Origin of the sequence: Novosphingobium sp. ZN18A2 (assembly GCF_036784765.1) — a bacterium.
Taxonomy (GTDB): Bacteria; Pseudomonadota; Alphaproteobacteria; order Sphingomonadales; family Sphingomonadaceae; genus Novosphingobium.
In genome coordinates, this window is the sequence record NZ_CP136651.1 from 399,068 (window position 1) to 417,924 (window position 18,857).

Consider the following 18,857-nt stretch of genomic DNA (forward strand, 5'->3'; position numbering starts at 1 on the left):
TGCGCGGCCTCTGGCCGGATTCGCCGGATTCTGCCATATATGGCCGCACAAGAAGGGCGAAAGGTACGCTCGGCATGAATACGGGACGCGGGAAACGGGAATGCGCGGCGGTTGTCGCATGGATGACCGTTTGCGCTGCCGTTCTTCCCGTTGCGGCCTTCGCGGCGGTGGATCGCGCATCCGATATGGCTGCGCCGCAAGGCGTTCCGGCGGCGGGTGGCGATAGCGCGCTGCCCACCGGATGCCCCGCGCCGGGGCTGGCGGATTCCGCAGGGCAGGATGTTTTCTTCCCCGGTGCGGGCGAGATGTTCACGCTGCCGCCGGTCCCTGCGGACGAGCTTCCGCCCGGTTGCCGGACCGTTGAACCGCCTGCCGCGCCGCTGCCGCCGCCACGCCCGCCCGCGCCCGACGTTTTCGGCCTTGCGGCGGTGCCGGCCGGCGCCTCGCTTGCAGCCGGGAAGTGGGATGACGGCAAGCTGGCCGAGCTGGACGGCACCGATGGCGACTGGAACGAGCTGTTGCAGGAAGCCGGGCGCATTGCCGGCAGCGACCCGCTCGACATGGTCAACCACTGGGTCAACTGGCACGTGCGCTATCAGGATGACGTGGGCGGCGACGAGTGGGCCGATGCGCGCGAGACATTGCAGCGCGGCTATGGCGATTGCGAGGATTTCGCGATCGCCAAGATGGCGCTGCTGGCACGGCTTGGCGTGCCGCGCGACGACATGTTCCTTGTGCTGGTGCGCGAACGGGCTCGGCCGGTGGACCATGCCGTGCTGGCGGTGCGACGCGACGGCCGGCTGCTGATCCTCGACAATCGCGTTGACCGGCTGGAACGGGCCGAGGACGTGACCGACTATATCCCCACGTTCGGCTATACCGGCGGGTTCGCGTGGATTTACGGTTCGCGGGTCGGGCAGGCGTTCAGCCGCCGCTGATCCGCCCGCGCGCAAACCGACCGGAAACGAAAAAGGGCGACCCCGAAGGACCGCCCTTTCGATCTTTGCCCGGCAAGAGCCGGTGCGAAGAAGATTACTTCAGCTCGACGGTGCCGCCGGCTTCCTCGATCTTCTTCTTGATCTCTTCGGCTTCGGCCTTGTTCACGCCTTCCTTGACGGCCTTGGGCGCGCCTTCGACGAGGGCCTTGGCTTCGGTCAGGCCCAGGCCGGTGATGGCGCGGACTTCCTTGATGACCTGGATCTTCTTGCCGCCGTCACCGGTCAGGATGACGTCGAATTCGTCCTTTTCTTCAGCGGCGGCTTCGCCACCACCCGCGCCACCGGCGGCGGGACCGGCAACCGCGACAGCGGCGGCAGCGGAAACGCCCCACGCCTCTTCGAGGGCCTTGGCGAGGTCGGCCGCCTCGAGGACGGTCAGCTGCGACAGTTCTTCAACAAGCTTGGCGATATCGGCCATGTTACTTCACTCCTGATGTTGCTGCCGGGCACGCGGCGCGCGCCCGGAAATCGTTGAAACGCCTTATGCGGCTTCCTTCGCGGCGTAGGCGCCGAAGACGCGCGCCAGCTTGGCCGCCGGAGCGGTCGAGAGCTGGGCGATCTTGGTCGCCGGAGCCTGGATGAGGCCGACAAGCTTGCCGCGCAGTTCGTCGAGCGACGGCATCGAGGCGAGCGCCTTGATCCCTTCCGCGTCGAGAACCTGCGTGCCCATTGCGCCGCCGACGATCTCGATCCGATCGGTCGTCTTGGCGAATTCGACAACGGCCTTGGCGGCGGCCACCGGGTCCACCGAAGTGGCCAGCGCCGTCGGGCCGGTCAGCATGTCGCTGATGCCGGCATAGTCCGTGTCCTGGGTCGCAAGCTTGGCAAGACGGTTCTTCGCGACCTTGTAGTTCGCACCCGCATCGCGGACCTTCGTGCGCAAGTCGGTGGACTGGGCCACCGTCAGGCCGAGGTTGCGGGTGACAACCACCACGCCGACCTCGTTGAAGACCGCGTTGAGCGATGCGACCGACTCGGCTTTCTGCGAACGATCCATGCCTTACTCCTTCACTTTGGCCGCGCCTTGGGAGAACCCGCCGCGCGACCGGCTACGTTTGCTTGCCCCCGCGAATGCAGGGGTCCATGGCCGCGAGCGGCCACGGGCGAGTCCGTGCGATGGGGAAGGAGTTGCGCGCAAAACGCAAAATGGCGCCGCACCGAAAGGAGCGAGGGCCGGAAAATCTCTTTTCCCCGTCTAGGCCGGAAATTAAGGGGCAAGGCCCCACCAGCTGTCTCGGACGGATGACCGCCGGAGCGGTCGGGCCGGGCCATTAACAGCGCGCGGCTGAATGTCAAGGATTTGCGTGGGCAGCGGATTGGTTGCGTACGTGTGCGTCGCGGCAGCAACGCTCACCCCGGTTTCCACGCAACCGCCGCGCTGGCCGCGCCGGCGAGGGGAATCTTTTCGAACCGGGTGAAGCCCGCGTCCCGGCACCATCCGGTGAAATCGGCCATCGTGTAGTCGAACCCGCCTTCGGTCTCGATCAGCATGTTGAGGCTCATCATCAGGCCAAGCACGTTCTCGCGCCGCGCATCATCGATCACGTTCTCTATCGCGATGAACGCGCCGCCCGGCGGCAGTGCGGCGAATGCTTTGGCAATGAGCTGTCTTTTCTGCGTCTCGTCCCAGTCGTGCAGGATGTTGCCCATCGCGATCACGTCCGCCGCAGGGAAATCCTGGGTGAAGAAGTCTATCGAGCCGACGCTCACGCGATCGGAAAGCCCCGCAGCTTCCACCTTCGCGCGCGCCAGTGGCTCTGCCGGTGGCAGGTCGAGCGAAATACATTTCATGTGCGGGTGCCGCGCGGCGACAATGCGCGAAAGCGGGGCAAGTGCGCCGCCGAGGTCGGCGAGCGTCGAATAAGGCGAAAAATCGAACGCGTCGGCCAGCGCGATGAAGTTGCCGATCTGCGCGCCCTCCATCGCCTCGAGAAATTGTTTCAGGCGGGCCGGGTCTTCATAAAGCGTTTCGAACATCGGCTTGCCGCCGCCGTTCGCCTCGTTCTGCAATTCGCCGCTTTCCAGCGCTTCGGAAAGGCGGTGCCAGAAGGGATAGAGCCGATCGTTCATCATCGCCAGGAACCCGCCGATGCAGGCCGGGCTCTTGCGATCGAGGAACGTGGCCGTCTCCGGCGTATTGCCATACCGCGCATCCGGCCCGTCGCCTTCGCGTGCGAGCAGGCCCAGCGCCACCAGCGCATCCAGGAAGTCCCGCCGCCCGCGGGGCTGGATGCCCGTCGCCGCGCCAATCCCGCTTTCGGTCATTTCGCCGTCGCCAAGCAGGCTGAAAAGGTCGAAGCGGTTGGCGGTGAGCAGCGTCTTCGCGGCGAAGAACCCGGTCGCGGTCTGCAGGATGTGTTCCGGGGTCAATGCCGGAACCGGATGCTCGGCTGGTTTCGGGGCAGGGGTCATCGGCATCTCTCCTCGAAAGATGTGCGCGCGACCCGTCCGTTTCGGACCTTATCGGCAATGTCCCTTCCGCGCCACCCGTTTGAATCGGGGGGGCGTGTTTGACTCGGCGGCCCGGCGTTCCTATATGCAAATCCGTACTCGCCGCATCGAGCAAGGCAGGCCCATGCGCAGGGGCTTTCCACGGAAGGAAGCGGCGGGTTATCCATCTGACGCGACAACGCTGCAAGGCTTGGATTCCCGAACCGGGAAGCCGTGTGCCGTGCGGCGTGTTTTGCGTTCTGCATGGTGCCACCGTCTGCGCGTGGCATGAATTTCTCCCGCCGTCCTTCGGGGCGGCCGACCCGAAGCGAAGAGGCGACCTCCTCCTATGGCGACCAAGGCCCAGACCCCCCCGCGCGCGAGTGCGAAGAAGCGCATCCGCAAGATCTTCGGCGACATCCACGAAGTGGTGCAGATGCCGAACCTGATCGAGGTCCAGCGCGAATCGTATGAACAGTTCCTGCGCTCCGATCCGGCCACCGGCTATGTCTCGGGCCTGGAAAAGACGCTGCGGTCGGTCTTCCCGATCCAGGATTTCGCGGGCACCGCCAGCCTGGATATCAAGGAAAAGGACGGTTACGTCCTCGAGCCGCCGAAGTACGACGTGAACGAATGCCGCCAGCGCGGCATCACGTATGCGGCACCGATGAAGGTGACGCTGAAGCTTGCCACCTTCGAAGTCGATCCCGACACGGAAACGAAGTCGCTCATCGATATCAAGGAGCAGGACGTTTACATGGGCGACATGCCGCTCATGACGCAGAACGGCACCTTCATCATCAACGGCACCGAGCGCGTGATCGTGTCGCAGATGCACCGTTCGCCGGGCGTGCTGTTCGACCATGATCGCGGCAAGACGCACTCTTCGGGCAAGTACCTGTTCGCCGCGCGCGTGATTCCCTATCGCGGTTCGTGGCTGGATTTCGAGTTCGACGCGAAGGACATCGTCAACGTCCGTATCGACCGCAAGCGCAAGCTGCCGGTTACCGCGCTGCTTTATGCCCTGGGCCTCGACAGCGAGGAAATCCTCCACCACTTCTACGACACTGTGTTCTGGGAGCGTGGTGAGGGTGGCTGGCGCGTGCCTTTCGTGCTGGAACAGTGGCGCGGCGCGAAGCCGACGTTCGACATCGTCGATGCGAAGTCCGGCGAAGTGATCTTCCCCGCCGGCCAGAAGATCAGCCCGCGTGCCGCCAACAAGGCGCAGAAGGACGGGCTTGAGGAACTGCTGATCCCGACCGAGGAAATCTTCGGCCGCTATGCCGCGCGCGACCTGATCGACGAATCGACCGGGCGCATCTGGATCGAGGCGGGCGACGAGGTTTCGCCGGAGAACCTTGAAGTTCTCGACAAGGCGGGCGTCGACCGGCTCGAGCTGCTCGATATCGACCACATGAATACCGGCCCGTGGATCCGCAACACGATGAAGGCCGACAAGGCCGAGGATCGCGATCACGCGCTGGCCGAAATCTATCGCGTGATGCGCCCCGGCGAACCGCCGACGCGCGAAACCGCCGAAGCGCTGTTCGAGGGCCTGTTCTTCGATCCCGACCGCTATGACCTTTCGGCGGTGGGCCGCGTGAAGCTGAACATGCGCCTTGGCCTCGATGCCGCGGACACCGTCACCACGCTGCGCACCGAGGATATCCTCGCCGTGGTCAAGGAACTGGTGGACCTGAAGGACGGCAAGGGCGAAGTCGACGATATCGACAACCTCGGCAACCGCCGCGTCCGGTCTGTGGGCGAACTGCTGGAGAACCAGTACCGCGTCGGCCTGCTGCGCATGGAACGCGCGGTGAAGGAGCGTATGTCGTCAGTCGACGTGTCGACCGTGATGCCGAACGACCTGATCAACGCGAAGCCCGCCGTGGCCGCGGTGCGCGAGTTCTTCGGTTCCAGCCAGCTCTCGCAGTTCATGGACCAGACCAACCCGCTGTCCGAAGTGACGCACAAGCGCCGCGTTTCGGCGCTTGGGCCGGGCGGCCTCACGCGTGAACGCGCGGGCTTCGAAGTCCGCGACGTCCACCCCACGCACTATGGCCGCATCTGCCCGATCGAGACGCCAGAAGGCCCGAACATCGGCCTGATCAACTCGCTGAGCACCTTTGCCCGCGTCAACAAGTACGGCTTCATCGAGACGCCGTATCGCAAGGTGATCGACGGCAAGGTGACCCGCGAAGTGGTCTATCTTTCGGCGATGGAAGAGCAGAAGAACACCGTTGCGCAGGCGTCCGCCGAACTGAACGAGGACGGCTCCTTCGTGGAGGAACTGGTCTCGGCGCGCGAAGCCGGCGAATTCGTGATGTCGCCCCGTGAAAACGTGACGCTGATGGACGTTTCGCCCAAGCAGCTCGTCTCGGTGGCCGCTTCGCTGATTCCGTTCCTGGAAAACGATGACGCCAACCGCGCGCTGATGGGCTCGAACATGCAGCGCCAGGCGGTGCCGCTGGTCAAGGCCGAGGCTCCGTTCGTGGGCACCGGCATGGAAGGCACCGTGGCGCGCGATTCGGGCGCCGCGATCGCCGCGCTGCGCGACGGCATCGTCGACCAGGTGGACGCCACCCGCATCGTGATCCGCGCCAGCGGCGATATCGAACCCGGCCAGTCGGGCGTCGATATCTACACGTTGCAGAAGTTCCAGCGTTCGAACCAGAACACCTGCATCAACCAGCGTCCGCTGGTGAAGGTGGGCGATATCGTCGCCAAGGGCGATATCCTGGCCGACGGTCCTTCCACCGAGCTGGGCGAACTGGCGCTGGGCCGCAACAGCCTCGTCGCGTTCATGCCGTGGAACGGCTACAACTATGAAGACTCGATCCTGATCTCCGAACGGATCGTGAAGGACGACGTCTTCACCTCGATCCACATCGAGGAATTCGAAGTCATGGCCCGCGACACCAAGCTGGGGCCGGAAGACATCACCCGCGACATCCCGAACGTGGGCGAGGAAGCGCTGCGCAACCTCGACGAGGCGGGCATCGTCTATATCGGCGCCGAAGTGCACCCGGGCGATATCCTGGTCGGCAAGATCACGCCGAAGGGCGAAAGCCCGATGACGCCGGAGGAAAAGCTCCTCCGCGCGATCTTCGGTGAAAAGGCCAGCGACGTGCGCGACACCTCGCTGCGCCTGCCGCCGGGCGTTGCCGGCACGATCGTGGAAGTGCGCGTGTTCAACCGCCACGGCATCGAGATCGATGACCGTACCCGCGCGATCCAGAACGAGGAAATCGAGAGGCTAGCCAAGGACCGCGAGGACGAACGCGCGATACTCAACCGCGCCACCTACAACCGCCTGCGCGACATGCTTCTGGGCCAGACCGCTTCGGCCGCGCCCAAGGGTGTGAAGAAGGCCGTGGAGATCGACGAGCAGGTGCTTGCCGATGTCGAAAAGCACGAGTGGTGGAAGTTCGCCGTCGCCGATGACAGGGTGCAGGGCCAGCTCGAAGCGGTGAAGACCCAGTACGACGAGGCCGTGAAGCAGATCCAGGAGAAGTTCGAGGACCGCAAGGAAAAGCTCGAACGCGGTGACGAACTGGCGCCGGGCGTGCTCAAGATGGTCAAGGTCTTCGTTGCGGTGAAGCGCAAGCTGCAGCCGGGCGACAAGATGGCCGGCCGTCACGGTAACAAGGGCGTCATCTCGCGGATTCTCCCGCAGGAAGACATGCCGTTCCTTGAAGACGGTACGCCGGTCGACATCGTGCTGAACCCGCTGGGCGTGCCTTCGCGCATGAACGTGGGGCAGATCTTCGAAACGCACCTTGGCATGGCCGCGCGCGGCCTTGGCCAGCAGGTTACAGCCGCGCTCGAGGAATGGCGTCACGCCAATCCCGATCCGGAGGCCGCCGCGCCGCCGACCGCGGTGGTCGACAAGCTCAAGGACATCTACGGCGAGAACTACCACGCCGAGATCGAGGAGCGCTCCACGCCCGAGATCGTGGAACTGGCGACCAACCTGAAGAACGGCGTTCCGATGGGCACCCCGGTGTTCGACGGTGCGCGCGAGGCCGACGTGTCGGACATGCTGGCGAAGGCCGGATACAACACCAGCGGGCAGGTCACCCTGTTCGACGGGCGTACCGGCGATGCCTTCGACCGCAAGGTGACCGTGGGCTACATCTACATGCTGAAGCTGCACCACCTGGTCGACGACAAGATCCACGCGCGTTCGATCGGGCCGTACTCGCTCGTCACCCAGCAGCCGCTGGGCGGCAAGGCGCAGTTCGGCGGCCAGCGCTTCGGTGAGATGGAGGTCTGGGCGCTCCAGGCCTATGGCGCCGCGTACACGCTGCAGGAAATGCTGACGGTGAAGTCCGACGACGTGGTCGGCCGCACCAAGGTCTATGAAGCGATCGTCAAGGGCGACGACACCTTCGAGGCCGGCATTCCCGAAAGCTTCAACGTGCTCGTCAAGGAAATGCGCTCGCTGGGCCTCAACGTCGAACTGTCCTCGCTCGACAGCGACGAGGACGACGACGGGCTTGCCGAGGCGGCGGAGTGATCCGGCCGGGCGGCCTTCGGGTCGCCCGCCCCACTTTCCGGCACTGAAAGATTACCCTCCAAGCGAGGAATTGAAGAATGAACGACCTGACCAAGTTCACCAACCAGATGGCGAAGCCCGAAACCTTCGACCAGATCCAGATCGGCCTTGCCAGCCCCGAGCGCATCCGCTCGTGGTCGTTCGGCGAGATCAAGAAGCCCGAGACGATCAACTACCGCACGTTCAAGCCCGAACGTGACGGGTTGTTCTGCGCGCGCATCTTCGGCCCCGTGAAGGACTATGAGTGCCTGTGCGGCAAGTACAAGCGCATGAAGTACAAGGGCGTCGTCTGCGAAAAGTGCGGCGTCGAAGTCACCGTGACCAAGGTCCGGCGCGAGCGCATGGGCCACATCGAACTGGCCGCGCCCGTCGCGCACATCTGGTTCCTGAAGTCGCTGCCTTCGCGCATCGGCCTGCTGCTCGACATGCAGCTCAAGCAGCTTGAGCGCGTGCTCTATTTTGAAAGCTACATCGTCACCGAACCGGGGCTGACCCCGCTCGAAAAGTTCCAGCTCATCACCGAGGACGAGCTTTACGAGTACCAGGACGAGTACGGCGAAGACGCGTTCAGCGCCGGCATCGGCGCCGAAGCGGTCAAGCTGATGCTGATGGATCTCGACCTCGAACAGGAACGCAAGGACCTGATGGAGGAACTCGCCACCACCAAGAGCGAGCTGAAGCCCAAGAAGATCATCAAGCGCCTGAAGGTTGTCGAAAGCTTCATCGATTCGGGCAACCGTCCCGAATGGATGATTCTCGATGTCGTGCCGGTCATTCCGCCCGAACTGCGCCCGCTGGTGCCGCTCGACGGTGGCCGCTTCGCCACGTCGGACCTCAACGACCTCTATCGCCGCGTCATCAACCGCAACAACCGCCTGAAGCGCCTGATCGAACTGCGCGCGCCCGATATCATCGTGCGCAACGAAAAGCGCATGCTGCAGGAAGCGGTCGATGCGCTGTTCGACAATGGCCGCCGCGGCCGTGTGATCACCGGCGCCAACAAGCGCCCGCTGAAGTCGCTGTCCGACATGCTGAAGGGCAAGCAGGGCCGCTTCCGCCAGAACCTGCTTGGCAAGCGCGTCGACTATTCGGGCCGTTCGGTCATCGTGACCGGGCCGGAACTCAAGCTGCACCAGTGCGGGTTGCCCAAGAAGATGGCGCTCGAACTGTTCAAGCCGTTCATCTACGCCCGTCTCGACGCCAAGGGCCTGTCGATGACGCTGAAGCAGGCGAAGAAGTGGGTGGAGAAGGAACGCAAGGAAGTCTGGGACATCCTTGACGAAGTGATCCGCGAACACCCGGTGATGCTCAACCGCGCGCCCACGCTTCACCGTCTGGGCATCCAGGCGTTCGAGCCGGTGCTGATCGAAGGCAAGGCGATCCAGCTTCACCCGCTGGTCTGCTCGGCCTTCAACGCCGACTTCGACGGTGACCAGATGGCCGTGCACGTCCCGCTGAGCCTTGAGGCCCAGTTGGAAGCGCGCGTGCTGATGATGAGCACCAACAACATCCTCTCGCCCGCCAACGGCAAGCCGATCATCGTTCCTTCGCAGGACATGGTGCTGGGCCTCTATTACCTGTCGATGGACCGTCAGGGCGAGCCGGGTGAAGGCATGCTGCTGGCCGACATGGCCGAAGTGCACCAGGCGCTGAACGCCGGGGCGGTGACGCTCCACTCGAAGATCGTGGCCCGCGTGCCGCAGACCGACGAGAAGGGCGAACAGTACCTGAAGCGCTTCGAAACCACGCCGGGCCGCATGCTGATCGGCGAATGCCTGCCCAAGAGCCACAAGGTGCCCTTCGAGACGGTCAACCGCCTGCTCACCAAGAAGGACATCGGCGACGTGATCGACGAGGTCTATCGCCACACCGGCCAGAAGGACACGGTGCTGTTCGCCGACGCGATCATGACGCTGGGCTTCCGCCACGCGTTCAAGGCGGGCATTTCGTTCGGCAAGGACGACATGATCATCCCCGACAGCAAGGACCAGATGGTCGAGGAAACCAAGTCACTGGTTGCCGACTATGAACAGCAGTACCAGGACGGCCTGATCACCCAGCAGGAAAAGTACAACAAGGTGATCGACGCCTGGAGCCGCTGCGGCGACCAGGTGGCGAATGCGATGATGGAAGAGATCAAGGCCACCCCGCTCGACGAGAACGGGCGCGAGGCTCCGATCAACTCGATCTATATGATGAGCCACTCCGGCGCGCGTGGTTCGCCAACGCAGATGAAGCAGCTTGCCGGCATGCGCGGCCTGATGGCCAAGCCTTCGGGCGAGATCATCGAAACGCCGATCATCTCGAACTTCAAGGAAGGCCTGACCGTCCTTGAATACTTCAACTCGACCCACGGCGCCCGCAAGGGGCTGGCCGATACCGCGCTCAAGACGGCGAACTCGGGCTACCTGACCCGCCGTCTTGTCGACGTGTCGCAGGATTGTGTCGTCATCGTCGAGGATTGCGGAACCGAACGGGCGCTGGAAATGCGCGCGATCGTGCAGGGCGGTTCGGTCATCGCGTCGCTTGGCGAACGCATCCTGGGCCGCACCCTTGCCGAAGACCTTGTCGACGCGAAGTCGGGCGAAGTCATCGTCGAGAAGGGCGCCCTGCTGGATGAGCCCGCGATCAAGAAGATCGAGGATGCAGGCGTGCAGTCCGCCAAGATCCGCTCGCCGCTGGTTTGCGAGGCGGAACAGGGCGTCTGCGCCACCTGCTATGGCCGCGACCTTGCGCGCGGTACGCCGGTCAACATCGGCGAGGCCGTGGGTGTCATCGCCGCGCAGTCGATCGGCGAGCCGGGCACGCAGCTTACCATGCGTACCTTCCACATCGGCGGCGCGGCCCAGCTGAACGAACAGTCTCACCTCGAGGCGATCTCGGACGGCACGGTCGAATACCGCGACATCCCGACCATCGTGGACAAGCGCGGCCGCCTGCTGTCGCTCGCCCGCAATGGCGAGATCGTCGTGATCGACGCCGAAGGGCGTGAACGCGCGCTGCACCGCGTGCCTTACGGTACGCACCTGCTCCATGAGAACGGAGCGACGGTGAAGCAGGGCGATCGCCTGGCCGAGTGGGACCCGTTCACCCTGCCGGTGATCACCGAAAAGCCGGGCGTGGTGAAGTACCAGGACCTGATCGACGGCAAGACCCTGACCGAACAGGTCGACGAGGCGACCGGCATCGCGCAGCGCGTGGTGACCGAAAACCGCGCCACGGGTCGCGCCAAGAAGGAAGACCTTCGTCCGCGCCTGACCTTGCTGGACGATGCGTCGGGTGAAGCCGCGCGCTATATGATGGCGCCGGGCACCACGCTGTCGGTCGAGGACGGCCAGCAGGTTGATGCGGGTGACATCCTCGCCCGCGCCAGCCGCGAAGCCGCCAAGACGCGCGACATCACCGGTGGTCTGCCGCGCGTTGCCGAACTGTTCGAAGCGCGCAAGCCGAAGGATAACTCGATCATCGCGAAGATCGCGGGCCGTATCGAGTTCGTTCGCGACTACAAGGCCAAGCGCAAGATCGCGATCATTCCGGAAGAGGGCGATCCGGTGGAATACCTGATCCCCAAGAGCCGCGTGATCGACGTGCAGGAAGGCGACTGGGTCAAGAAGGGCGACAACCTGATTTCGGGCTCGCCCGATCCGCACGACATCCTGGAAGTCATGGGCGTTGAAGCCCTGGCCGAATACCTCGTGGCGGAAATCCAGGAAGTCTATCGCTTGCAGGGCGTGAAGATCAACGACAAGCACATCGAGGTGATCGTTCGCCAGATGCTCCAGAAGGTCGAGATCACCGACGGAGGCGACACCACCCTGCTGCCGGGCGAACAGGTCGACCTCGAAGAGATGAACGAGATCAACAGCAAGCTGACCGGGGGCCAGAAGCCCGCGGAAGGCAAGCCGGTTCTGCTGGGCATCACCAAGGCTTCGCTGCAAACGCGTTCGTTCATTTCGGCGGCTTCGTTCCAGGAGACCACCCGCGTGCTCACGCAGGCGGCGGTCGAGGGCAAGCGCGATTCGCTGATCGGTCTGAAGGAGAACGTCATCGTCGGCCGTCTCATCCCCGCCGGTACCGGCGCGGGCATGAACCGGATGCGCGTTGCCGCCTCCAGCCGCGATGCCGCGCTGCGCGCGCAGTACCGCAAGCTGCAGGAATCGCTGATCGCGCCCGAAACCGCGGCGCAAGAGCATGCAGCCGAGCTTCAGGAAGGCCCGGAAGCGGCGATCGGCGACGATCCGCTGGCGGCGGTCGAGGGTGAAACCCACGGCACTGACGCGGATGCCGGCGACTACCTGATGAAGGAAGGCAAGGAAGGCGACGAAGCGTAAGCTTCACCGCCTTCGGCGCCAGCCACGCTGAAACGAAAAGCCCCGCCGGAGCGATCCGGCGGGGCTTTTTCGTGGCCGAGGCGTTGTGGCGACACGACATCGACGGCAGCGCCGCTACGCTGTTTCCCGCCCCGCTGCGACCAGCGCCGCCTGCGGCGACGCAAGTCTCGCTCCCCTCCCGCTTGCAGGAGGGGGTGGGCCATCACGAAGCCGGTAATGGGGCGGAATCAGCGCAAGTTGGTATAAGCCATGCGCTCCAGTTCGGCGAACACGCCAAGCGCTCCGGGGTCGCCGAAAGGCGAAAGCTGGGTCATCATCACGCCGCCCACCCCGCTTGCCGGGTCTATCCAGTAATAGGAATTGAATATGCCCGCCCATGCCATGCTGTTCGGCGCGCGGCCGGCCGGGCCGGGATTGGGGTTGAGCAGGAAACCAAGGCCCCATCCGGTGTGCTGATCGGGGAAGGTATCGAACGGCTGGGCCATCTCCGGCATCGCGGTTCCCATATAGCCGGCGCGTAGCGGTGCGACCTGGTTGCGCCGCATTTCGGCAACCGTCGCATCCGAAAGCACGCGCGCGCCGTCAAGCTCACCGCCGCGCAGCATCGCGCGGATGAACCGGGCATAGTCCGGCATCGTCGAAACAAGGCCGCCGCCGCCCATGTCGAACTCGCCGCCGCCCAGATAGACCGGGATCGGTGCCAGCGCCCCGTCCTTCGCGCGCACATGGACGCGCGCGGCATCATCGGGGAGGGCGGGCAGGAAGGCGGTTTGCGTCATGCCCAGCGGCGCGAAGACGTTTTCGGCAAGGTAATCGCCCAGCCGCATCCCGGTCAGCGCCTCTATCGCCTGGCCGACCCAGTCGGTCGACACGCCGTATTCCCAGCGCTCGCCCGGATCGAAAAGCAGCGGGATGCGGATCGTATCGAGCGATCCGGCGGCTGGCATTCCCCTGGCGGAATAATACTTCAGGATTTCGGGATGGATGAACGAATAGCCGAAGCCCGAGGTATGCGTAAGCAGGTGCCGCAGTGTAAGCGGCCGCGCGGCGGGCCGGGTGATTGGCTGGCCGCCTTCGTCGAACCCCGTCAGAACCTGCGGATCGGCTAGTTCCGGCAGGACGGCATCGATCGGTGCATCGAGTGCGATCCGGCCCTGTTCCACCAGTTGCATCGCACCTGCCGAGACCAGCGCCTTGGTCATCGAAGCGATCTGGCAGGGTGTCGCTTCCTGCATCGCCCGGCCGCTCGATACGTCGGCCTGTCCGGTCGCGCGCGAATAGCGCGTGCCGTCGCGGTCAACGATGGCGAAGGCCGCGCCGGGCAAGCGGGCGGATTCGAATGCGGCGAGAAGCTTGCTGTCGTCGATCATCGGGCAAAGCTAACGCCTTGCGGACCGCGCCGGAAGCACAATCGCGATCCGCTTATCCTGCCTTGCGGTGTTCGCCCTTGATCCAGCGCACGGTGCCCGAACTGGCGCGCATCACCACGCTTTCGGTGGTCACCAGCCCGCCGCGCAGGCGTTTCACACCGTCCAGCAGCGATCCGTCTGTCACGCCGGTTGCCGCGAAGATGCAATCGCCCTTGGCAAGGTCTGTCAGGTCGTATTGCTTGTTCAGGTCTTCGATGCCCCACTTGTGTGCGCGGCCACGCTCGTCGTCGTTGCGGAACAGCAGGCGGCCCTTGAACTGGCCGCCCACGCAGCGAAGCGCGGCGGCGGCAAGCACGCCTTCGGGTGCGCCGCCAGAGCCCATGTAGATATCGATCGTGGTATCCTCGTCCGTCGTGGCGATCACGCCGGCCACATCGCCGTCGGGAATCAGCTGCACGCCGCAGCCAAGATCGCGCAGTTGTGCGATCAGATCGGCATGGCGCGGCCGGTCGAGCACGCAGACGATGATCTCGTCGGGCTTCACGCCCTTCGCCCTGGCCACCGCCTCGACGTTTTCCTTCACCGACTTGTCCAGGTCGATCACGCCGGCGGGATAGCCCGGACCGACGGCGATCTTGTCCATATAGACATCAGGCGCGTTCAGCAGGCAGCCTTCCTCCGCGATGGCGAGAACGGCCAGCGCGTTGGGACCGGCCTTGGCGGTGATGGTGGTGCCTTCCAGCGGATCGAGCGCGATGTCGATCTTCGGCCCCTTGCCGATCGCGTTGCCCACCTTTTCGCCGATATAGAGCATCGGCGCCTCGTCGCGCTCACCTTCGCCGATCACCACGGTTCCGTCCATGTAGAGATCGTTGAACGCGGTGCGCATCGCTTCGACAGCGGCGGCATCGGCGGCCTTTTCGTCGCCGCGGCCGATCAGCTTCGATGCGGCGATGGCGGCGGCTTCGGTCACACGGACCATCTCTAGCACGAGGACGCGGTCAAGGACGTGGCTGGCCTCGGGGCTGGTGGAAGTCTGGATGGTCACATTCACTCCTGATTCAGGCGGGCATGCGGACGTATGCGCGGGGGCTCACTAGCCGCGCGGAGGGCTGCTTGTCGAGATTTGCTGTCGCCATGGTGACGATTGTTCCGGCAATCGTATCCATGCCTGCGGTCGCGCATGCCCAGAATGCCGCGTCCGAGGCGGACCGCCACGTACAGGAAGCGATCGACCGGCAGAAGAAATCGATCGACACGACGCCCAAGGCCTGTCGCCCGGAAAACCGCAAGCCGGGGCAGATACTCGTCTGCGGAAAGAACCTTGAAAACGCGCGCCAGAAGCTGCCCCTGCCGGTACAGCACGATACGTCGCGCACCACCGGCAGCGGTGCCCCGCGCGCGCCCGACGTGTTCAGCTATCCCAAGCTGCAGGGCGGCGTGACCTTCAAGGGCTGCTTCATACCGCCCTGTCCGCCGCCGCCGGTCTATTATTTCGACATCACCAAGCTGCCCGAACCCCCGCCGGGATCGGACGCGGACAAGATCGCGAAGGGTGAAAAGTCTCCGGGCTGAGCCCCCGGACCTATTCGATGCCGAGCGCGTTCTTGTAGGTATCGAGGATGGCTTCCATCTCGCGCCGGTCGTCGGGCTTCATCTTACGCAGGCGGACGATCTGGCGCATGATCTTCACGTCGTATCCCACCGCCTTGGCCTCGGCATAGACGTCCTTGATGTCTTCGCCGATGCCTTTCTTCTCTTCTTCAAGGCGCTCGATACGTTCGATCAGGAGGCGCAGGCGGTCGTCGGCGGAATCGGCCATCGGGGGTAATCTCCAGAGGTATGAATCGGTTGGCCGAGGCTCTTATGACGCCGCGCGGATTCGGGCAAAGCGCTACCTGTGGAAATCCACCGCGCGGTTCGCGAATCAGTGCGTGCCGCCGTTCTTCTTCAGGCTTTCTTCCATCCGCGCCAGCTGCTCGGGCGTCGCCTCTGTCTGGAATTTCGCCTTCCATTCGGCCATCGGCATGCCGTGAATCGCCTCGCGCGCGGCCGCCTTGTCCAGCCCGGCACCCGCATCGTTGATCCAGTCCGCCAGGCAATTGCGGCAAAATCCGGCAAGACCCATAAGGTCTATGTTCTGCGCGTCGTGGCGATGACGAAGGTGGCGCACCAGGCGGCGAAAGGCGGCGGCGGCCACGTCGTCCGGCAAAGTGTCGAGCGGGTCGGCTGAATTCGTATCCATTGCAAGCATCCCTTGGGTTTTCACGCGCAATGCGCCATAGGCGCGCACGATTGCAAGTGCCCGTTGCCCCAACGGCCAACGGCCGGCGTTGCCAAGGAACCATTCGTGGCCAAGATCGATCACAAGCTCGACCCGCGTGGCCGAAAGGTCAAGATTCTCGCCACCGTAGGGCCGGCCAGCCGCTCGCCCGAAATGCTGGAAAAGCTGTTCCACGCGGGCGCCGATGCGTTCCGCGTGAACATGAGCCACGGCGACCACGCGACCCATGCCGAAACGATCGCGGCGATCCGCTCGCTGGAAAAGAAGGTGAGCCGGCCGATCACCGTTCTGTGCGATCTGCAGGGGCCGAAGCTGCGCGTGGGCACGTTCCGCGACGGCCAGGCGGTAATCCGCCATTCCGCGCACTTCACGCTGGATCGCAATCCCGAGCCGGGCGACGACAAGCGGGTATGCCTGCCGCATCCCGAACTGTTCGGGATCCTCGAAAAGGGCCAGCGGCTGCTGATCAATGACGGCAAGATCAGGCTGAAAGTGATTCGCGCGGGCGAGGACGAGATCCTGTGCAGCGCCGAAGTGGGCGGCGTAATCTCCGACCGGAAGGGCGTGAACGTGCCCGACGCGGTCGTCCCGGTGCCCGCGCTGACCGAGAAGGACCGCCGCGACCTGTCGTTCGCCGTGCATCATAATGTCGACTGGATCGCGCTCTCGTTCGTGCAGCGGCCCGAGGACGTGGCTGAGGCGCGGCGGCTGATGGGCGGCCATGGCGCGCTGATGGCGAAGATCGAAAAGCCTTCCGCGGTCAGCCGGCTGGACGAGATTGTTGAGCTTTCGGACGGAATCATGGTCGCGCGCGGCGACCTGGGCGTGGAACTGAACCCGGAAGAGGTGCCGCCGCTGCAAAAGCGCATCGTCGAAACCTCGCGCCGGCAGGGCAAGCCGGTCGTGGTGGCGACGCAGATGCTCGAATCGATGATCGAAGCGCCCACCCCGACCCGCGCCGAAGTGTCCGACGTTGCCAACGCGGTTTACGACGGAGCCGACGCGGTGATGCTTTCGGCCGAAACCGCCGCGGGCGAATGGCCGGAGGAAGCAGTAACGATCATGCATCGCATCGCCAGCCAGGTGGAACAGGATCCCGGCTATGCCGCGCGCGTCCACTTTACCGAGACAAAGCCCGATGCGACGACCGCCGATGCGCTGGCGGAAGCCTGTGCCAGCATATCGGGCACGCTGCCGATTGCCGGGATCATCGTGTTCACCGGCTCCGGCTCAACCGCGCGGCGCGTGGCGCGCGAACGGCCCGGCGTGCCGATGCTGGTGCTCACCCCGTCGGCCGCCACGGCCCGGCGCATGGGCTTGTTGTGGGGCGCGCACGCGGTCAGCACCAGGGATATCGGCAGCTTCGAAGAGATGATCGCCAAGGGCAAGCGCATGGCACTGCGCCACGGTTTCGGCCAGGCCGGTTCGAAACTGGTAACGCTGGCGGGCGTCCCGTTCGGCACGCCGGGATCGACCAATCTGCTCCATGTTGTGACGCTCGCCGGAAACGAACTGGATCGCCACGACGAGGGTTGAGAGGCGTAAGGGACAAGCCCGCCGCCCGGCGCCTATTCGCGCGCGCCGAACAGCGCACTTCCCACGCGCACGTGGGTGGCGCCCAGCGTCACGGCCGTCTCGAAATCGCCGCTCATGCCCATGCTCAGGCCCGTAAGCCCGTTGTCGGCGGCCATCTTCGCCATAAGCGCGAAATAGGGTGCTGGTTCCACTTCCAGCGGGGGAACGCACATCAGCCCGATCACCGGCAGGCCGGCGTCGCCTGCCTGTTCCAGCAGCGCGGGCAGGTCGTCTATCGGACACCCGCCCTTCTGGTCTTCCTCGCCAATGTTGACCTGCACGAAGCAGGGCACACGGCGGTCTGCCTTGTCCATCGCTTTCGCCAGCGCCTTTACCAGCGATGGCCGGTCGAGCGAATGGATGCAGTCGAACAGGCGCACCGCGTCTTCCGCCTTGTTCGATTGCAACTGGCCGACAAGGTGCAGTTCTATCGAGGGATGCCGCTCGATCAGTGCGGGCCACTTGTCCTGCGCTTCCTGCACGCGGTTTTCGCCGAACACGCGTTGACCGGCATGGATCAGCGGCTCGATTGCCTCGGCCGGGTGCGTTTTCGACACGGCGACCAGCGTGACGGCGTCGGCCTTGCGCCGGGCGAGCTTCGCGGCGGCGGCGATGCGGTGGCGGATATCGGCAAGAAGGTCGGCTGGCGTGCTCATGGCGCGGTGCTATAGCGCGCGCATGGCGAAGCGCCACCCCGCGATACCCGGCCTCTGGTTGTTGACCGATGCGCGCAACGATGCGGCGCTGGATCGCGCCATGCGCCGCCTGCCGCGCGGCAGCGGCGTGATTTTCCGGCATTACCATTTGCCCGTTACCGCGCGGCGCGCCCGCTTCGCCCGGTTGGCAAAAACGGCGCGATCGCGCGGGCTGGTTCCCGTGCTTGCCGGAAGCAGCCGCCTCGCGCGGGGCTGGGGCGCGGGGGGAGCCTATGGAGCGCCGTCCGCGCTTGGCCGCCCCACCGGCGGTCTTCGCCTTGCGACCGCGCATTCGTTGCGCGAACTGGCGGTCGCGGCGCGCGGCGGGGCCGATGCGGTGCTGCTTTCCCCCGTGTTTGCAACGCGCAGCCACCCCGGCGGAAAGGCGCTTGGACCGGTCCGGTTCCTTTTTCTGGCGCGTCAGTCTCCGCTGCCGGTCATCGCGCTGGGCGGCATGTCAGCAAAGCGCGCGCGGCGGTTTCCGGTGCATGGCTGGGCGGCGATAGACGCCTTCGCGTGATATTTCTTCGCTTGTTATTCAAGGGCCTGATTCGCGCACGACACGATTGATTCCCAAGGATTCTTGACGCTGAGTCCGCTCGGCGCGATTATACCC

14 protein-coding genes are annotated in these 18,857 nt (G+C 64.8%); 6 read left to right on the plus strand and 8 right to left on the minus strand.

Annotation, left to right across the window (positions count from 1 at the left end):
* The first annotated feature begins 74 nt into the window (after positions 1-74).
* Positions 75-938, plus strand: coding sequence for a transglutaminase-like cysteine peptidase (locus RXV95_RS02040; RefSeq protein ID WP_338467363.1), 864 nt, complete (start codon positions 75-77; stop codon positions 936-938).
* Between the two features lie 94 nt (positions 939-1,032).
* On the opposite strand, the gene rplL is transcribed toward RXV95_RS02040, so the two are convergent.
* From rplL to RXV95_RS02055, 3 genes are all read right to left on the minus strand, one after another.
* On the minus strand, positions 1,033-1,416 hold the full coding sequence (gene rplL, locus RXV95_RS02045; RefSeq protein ID WP_338467364.1) for a 50S ribosomal protein L7/L12: 384 nt from the start codon (positions 1,414-1,416) through the stop codon (positions 1,033-1,035).
* A 63-nt stretch (positions 1,417-1,479) separates the two neighbouring features.
* Positions 1,480-1,995, minus strand: coding sequence for a 50S ribosomal protein L10 (gene rplJ, locus RXV95_RS02050; protein ID WP_338467365.1), 516 nt, complete (start codon positions 1,993-1,995; stop codon positions 1,480-1,482).
* Between the two features lie 353 nt (positions 1,996-2,348).
* Complete coding sequence (locus tag RXV95_RS02055) at positions 2,349-3,410, minus strand: methyltransferase (RefSeq protein ID WP_338467366.1); 1,062 nt, start codon at positions 3,408-3,410, stop codon at positions 2,349-2,351.
* A 367-nt stretch (positions 3,411-3,777) separates the two neighbouring features.
* On the opposite strand from RXV95_RS02055, the gene rpoB reads away from it, so the two are divergent.
* Both rpoB and rpoC read left to right on the plus strand, forming a co-directional pair.
* Positions 3,778-7,947 carry a DNA-directed RNA polymerase subunit beta gene (gene rpoB / locus RXV95_RS02060; protein WP_338467367.1) on the plus strand — a complete coding sequence of 1,390 codons (4,170 nt, stop codon included), beginning with the start codon at positions 3,778-3,780 and terminating at the stop codon, positions 7,945-7,947.
* A gap of 77 nt (positions 7,948-8,024) precedes the next feature.
* Positions 8,025-12,317 (plus strand): DNA-directed RNA polymerase subunit beta', encoded by a 4,293-nt coding sequence (gene rpoC, locus RXV95_RS02065; protein WP_338467368.1) that lies wholly within the window; start codon positions 8,025-8,027, stop codon positions 12,315-12,317.
* A gap of 227 nt (positions 12,318-12,544) precedes the next feature.
* Here rpoC and RXV95_RS02070 read toward each other — a convergent pair whose 3' ends face one another.
* Together RXV95_RS02070 and glpX are read right to left on the minus strand one after the other, a co-directional pair.
* The gene (locus RXV95_RS02070; protein ID WP_338467369.1) at positions 12,545-13,687 is read right to left on the minus strand and encodes a serine hydrolase domain-containing protein; all 1,143 of its coding nucleotides are present in this window, start codon (positions 13,685-13,687) and stop codon (positions 12,545-12,547) included.
* Between the two features lie 52 nt (positions 13,688-13,739).
* Complete coding sequence (gene glpX, locus RXV95_RS02075; RefSeq protein WP_338467370.1) at positions 13,740-14,735, minus strand: class II fructose-bisphosphatase; 996 nt, start codon at positions 14,733-14,735, stop codon at positions 13,740-13,742.
* A 68-nt stretch (positions 14,736-14,803) separates the two neighbouring features.
* On the opposite strand from glpX, the gene RXV95_RS02080 reads away from it, so the two are divergent.
* Positions 14,804-15,262 (plus strand): hypothetical protein, encoded by a 459-nt coding sequence (locus tag RXV95_RS02080; RefSeq protein WP_338467371.1) that lies wholly within the window; start codon positions 14,804-14,806, stop codon positions 15,260-15,262.
* Between the two features lie 10 nt (positions 15,263-15,272).
* Here the strand turns inward: RXV95_RS02080 and RXV95_RS02085 are convergent, their stop codons facing one another.
* Both RXV95_RS02085 and RXV95_RS02090 read right to left on the minus strand, forming a co-directional pair.
* Complete coding sequence (locus RXV95_RS02085; RefSeq protein ID WP_338467372.1) at positions 15,273-15,509, minus strand: DUF2312 domain-containing protein; 237 nt, start codon at positions 15,507-15,509, stop codon at positions 15,273-15,275.
* 105 nt (positions 15,510-15,614) lie between these two features.
* Positions 15,615-15,932, minus strand: coding sequence for a DUF1244 domain-containing protein (locus RXV95_RS02090; RefSeq protein ID WP_338467373.1), 318 nt, complete (start codon positions 15,930-15,932; stop codon positions 15,615-15,617).
* Positions 15,933-16,037: 105 nt separating this feature from the next.
* Between RXV95_RS02090 and pyk the strand changes: the two genes are divergently transcribed.
* Positions 16,038-17,507, plus strand: coding sequence for a pyruvate kinase (pyk, locus tag RXV95_RS02095; protein ID WP_338467374.1), 1,470 nt, complete (start codon positions 16,038-16,040; stop codon positions 17,505-17,507).
* Between the two features lie 32 nt (positions 17,508-17,539).
* On the opposite strand, the gene RXV95_RS02100 is transcribed toward pyk, so the two are convergent.
* Positions 17,540-18,202: a YggS family pyridoxal phosphate-dependent enzyme gene (locus RXV95_RS02100; protein ID WP_338467375.1), complete on the minus strand. Its 663-nt coding sequence runs from the start codon at positions 18,200-18,202 to the stop codon at positions 17,540-17,542.
* A gap of 22 nt (positions 18,203-18,224) precedes the next feature.
* On the opposite strand from RXV95_RS02100, the gene RXV95_RS02105 reads away from it, so the two are divergent.
* Complete coding sequence (locus RXV95_RS02105) at positions 18,225-18,761, plus strand: thiamine phosphate synthase (protein WP_338467376.1); 537 nt, start codon at positions 18,225-18,227, stop codon at positions 18,759-18,761.
* Positions 18,762-18,857: the final 96 nt, after the last annotated feature.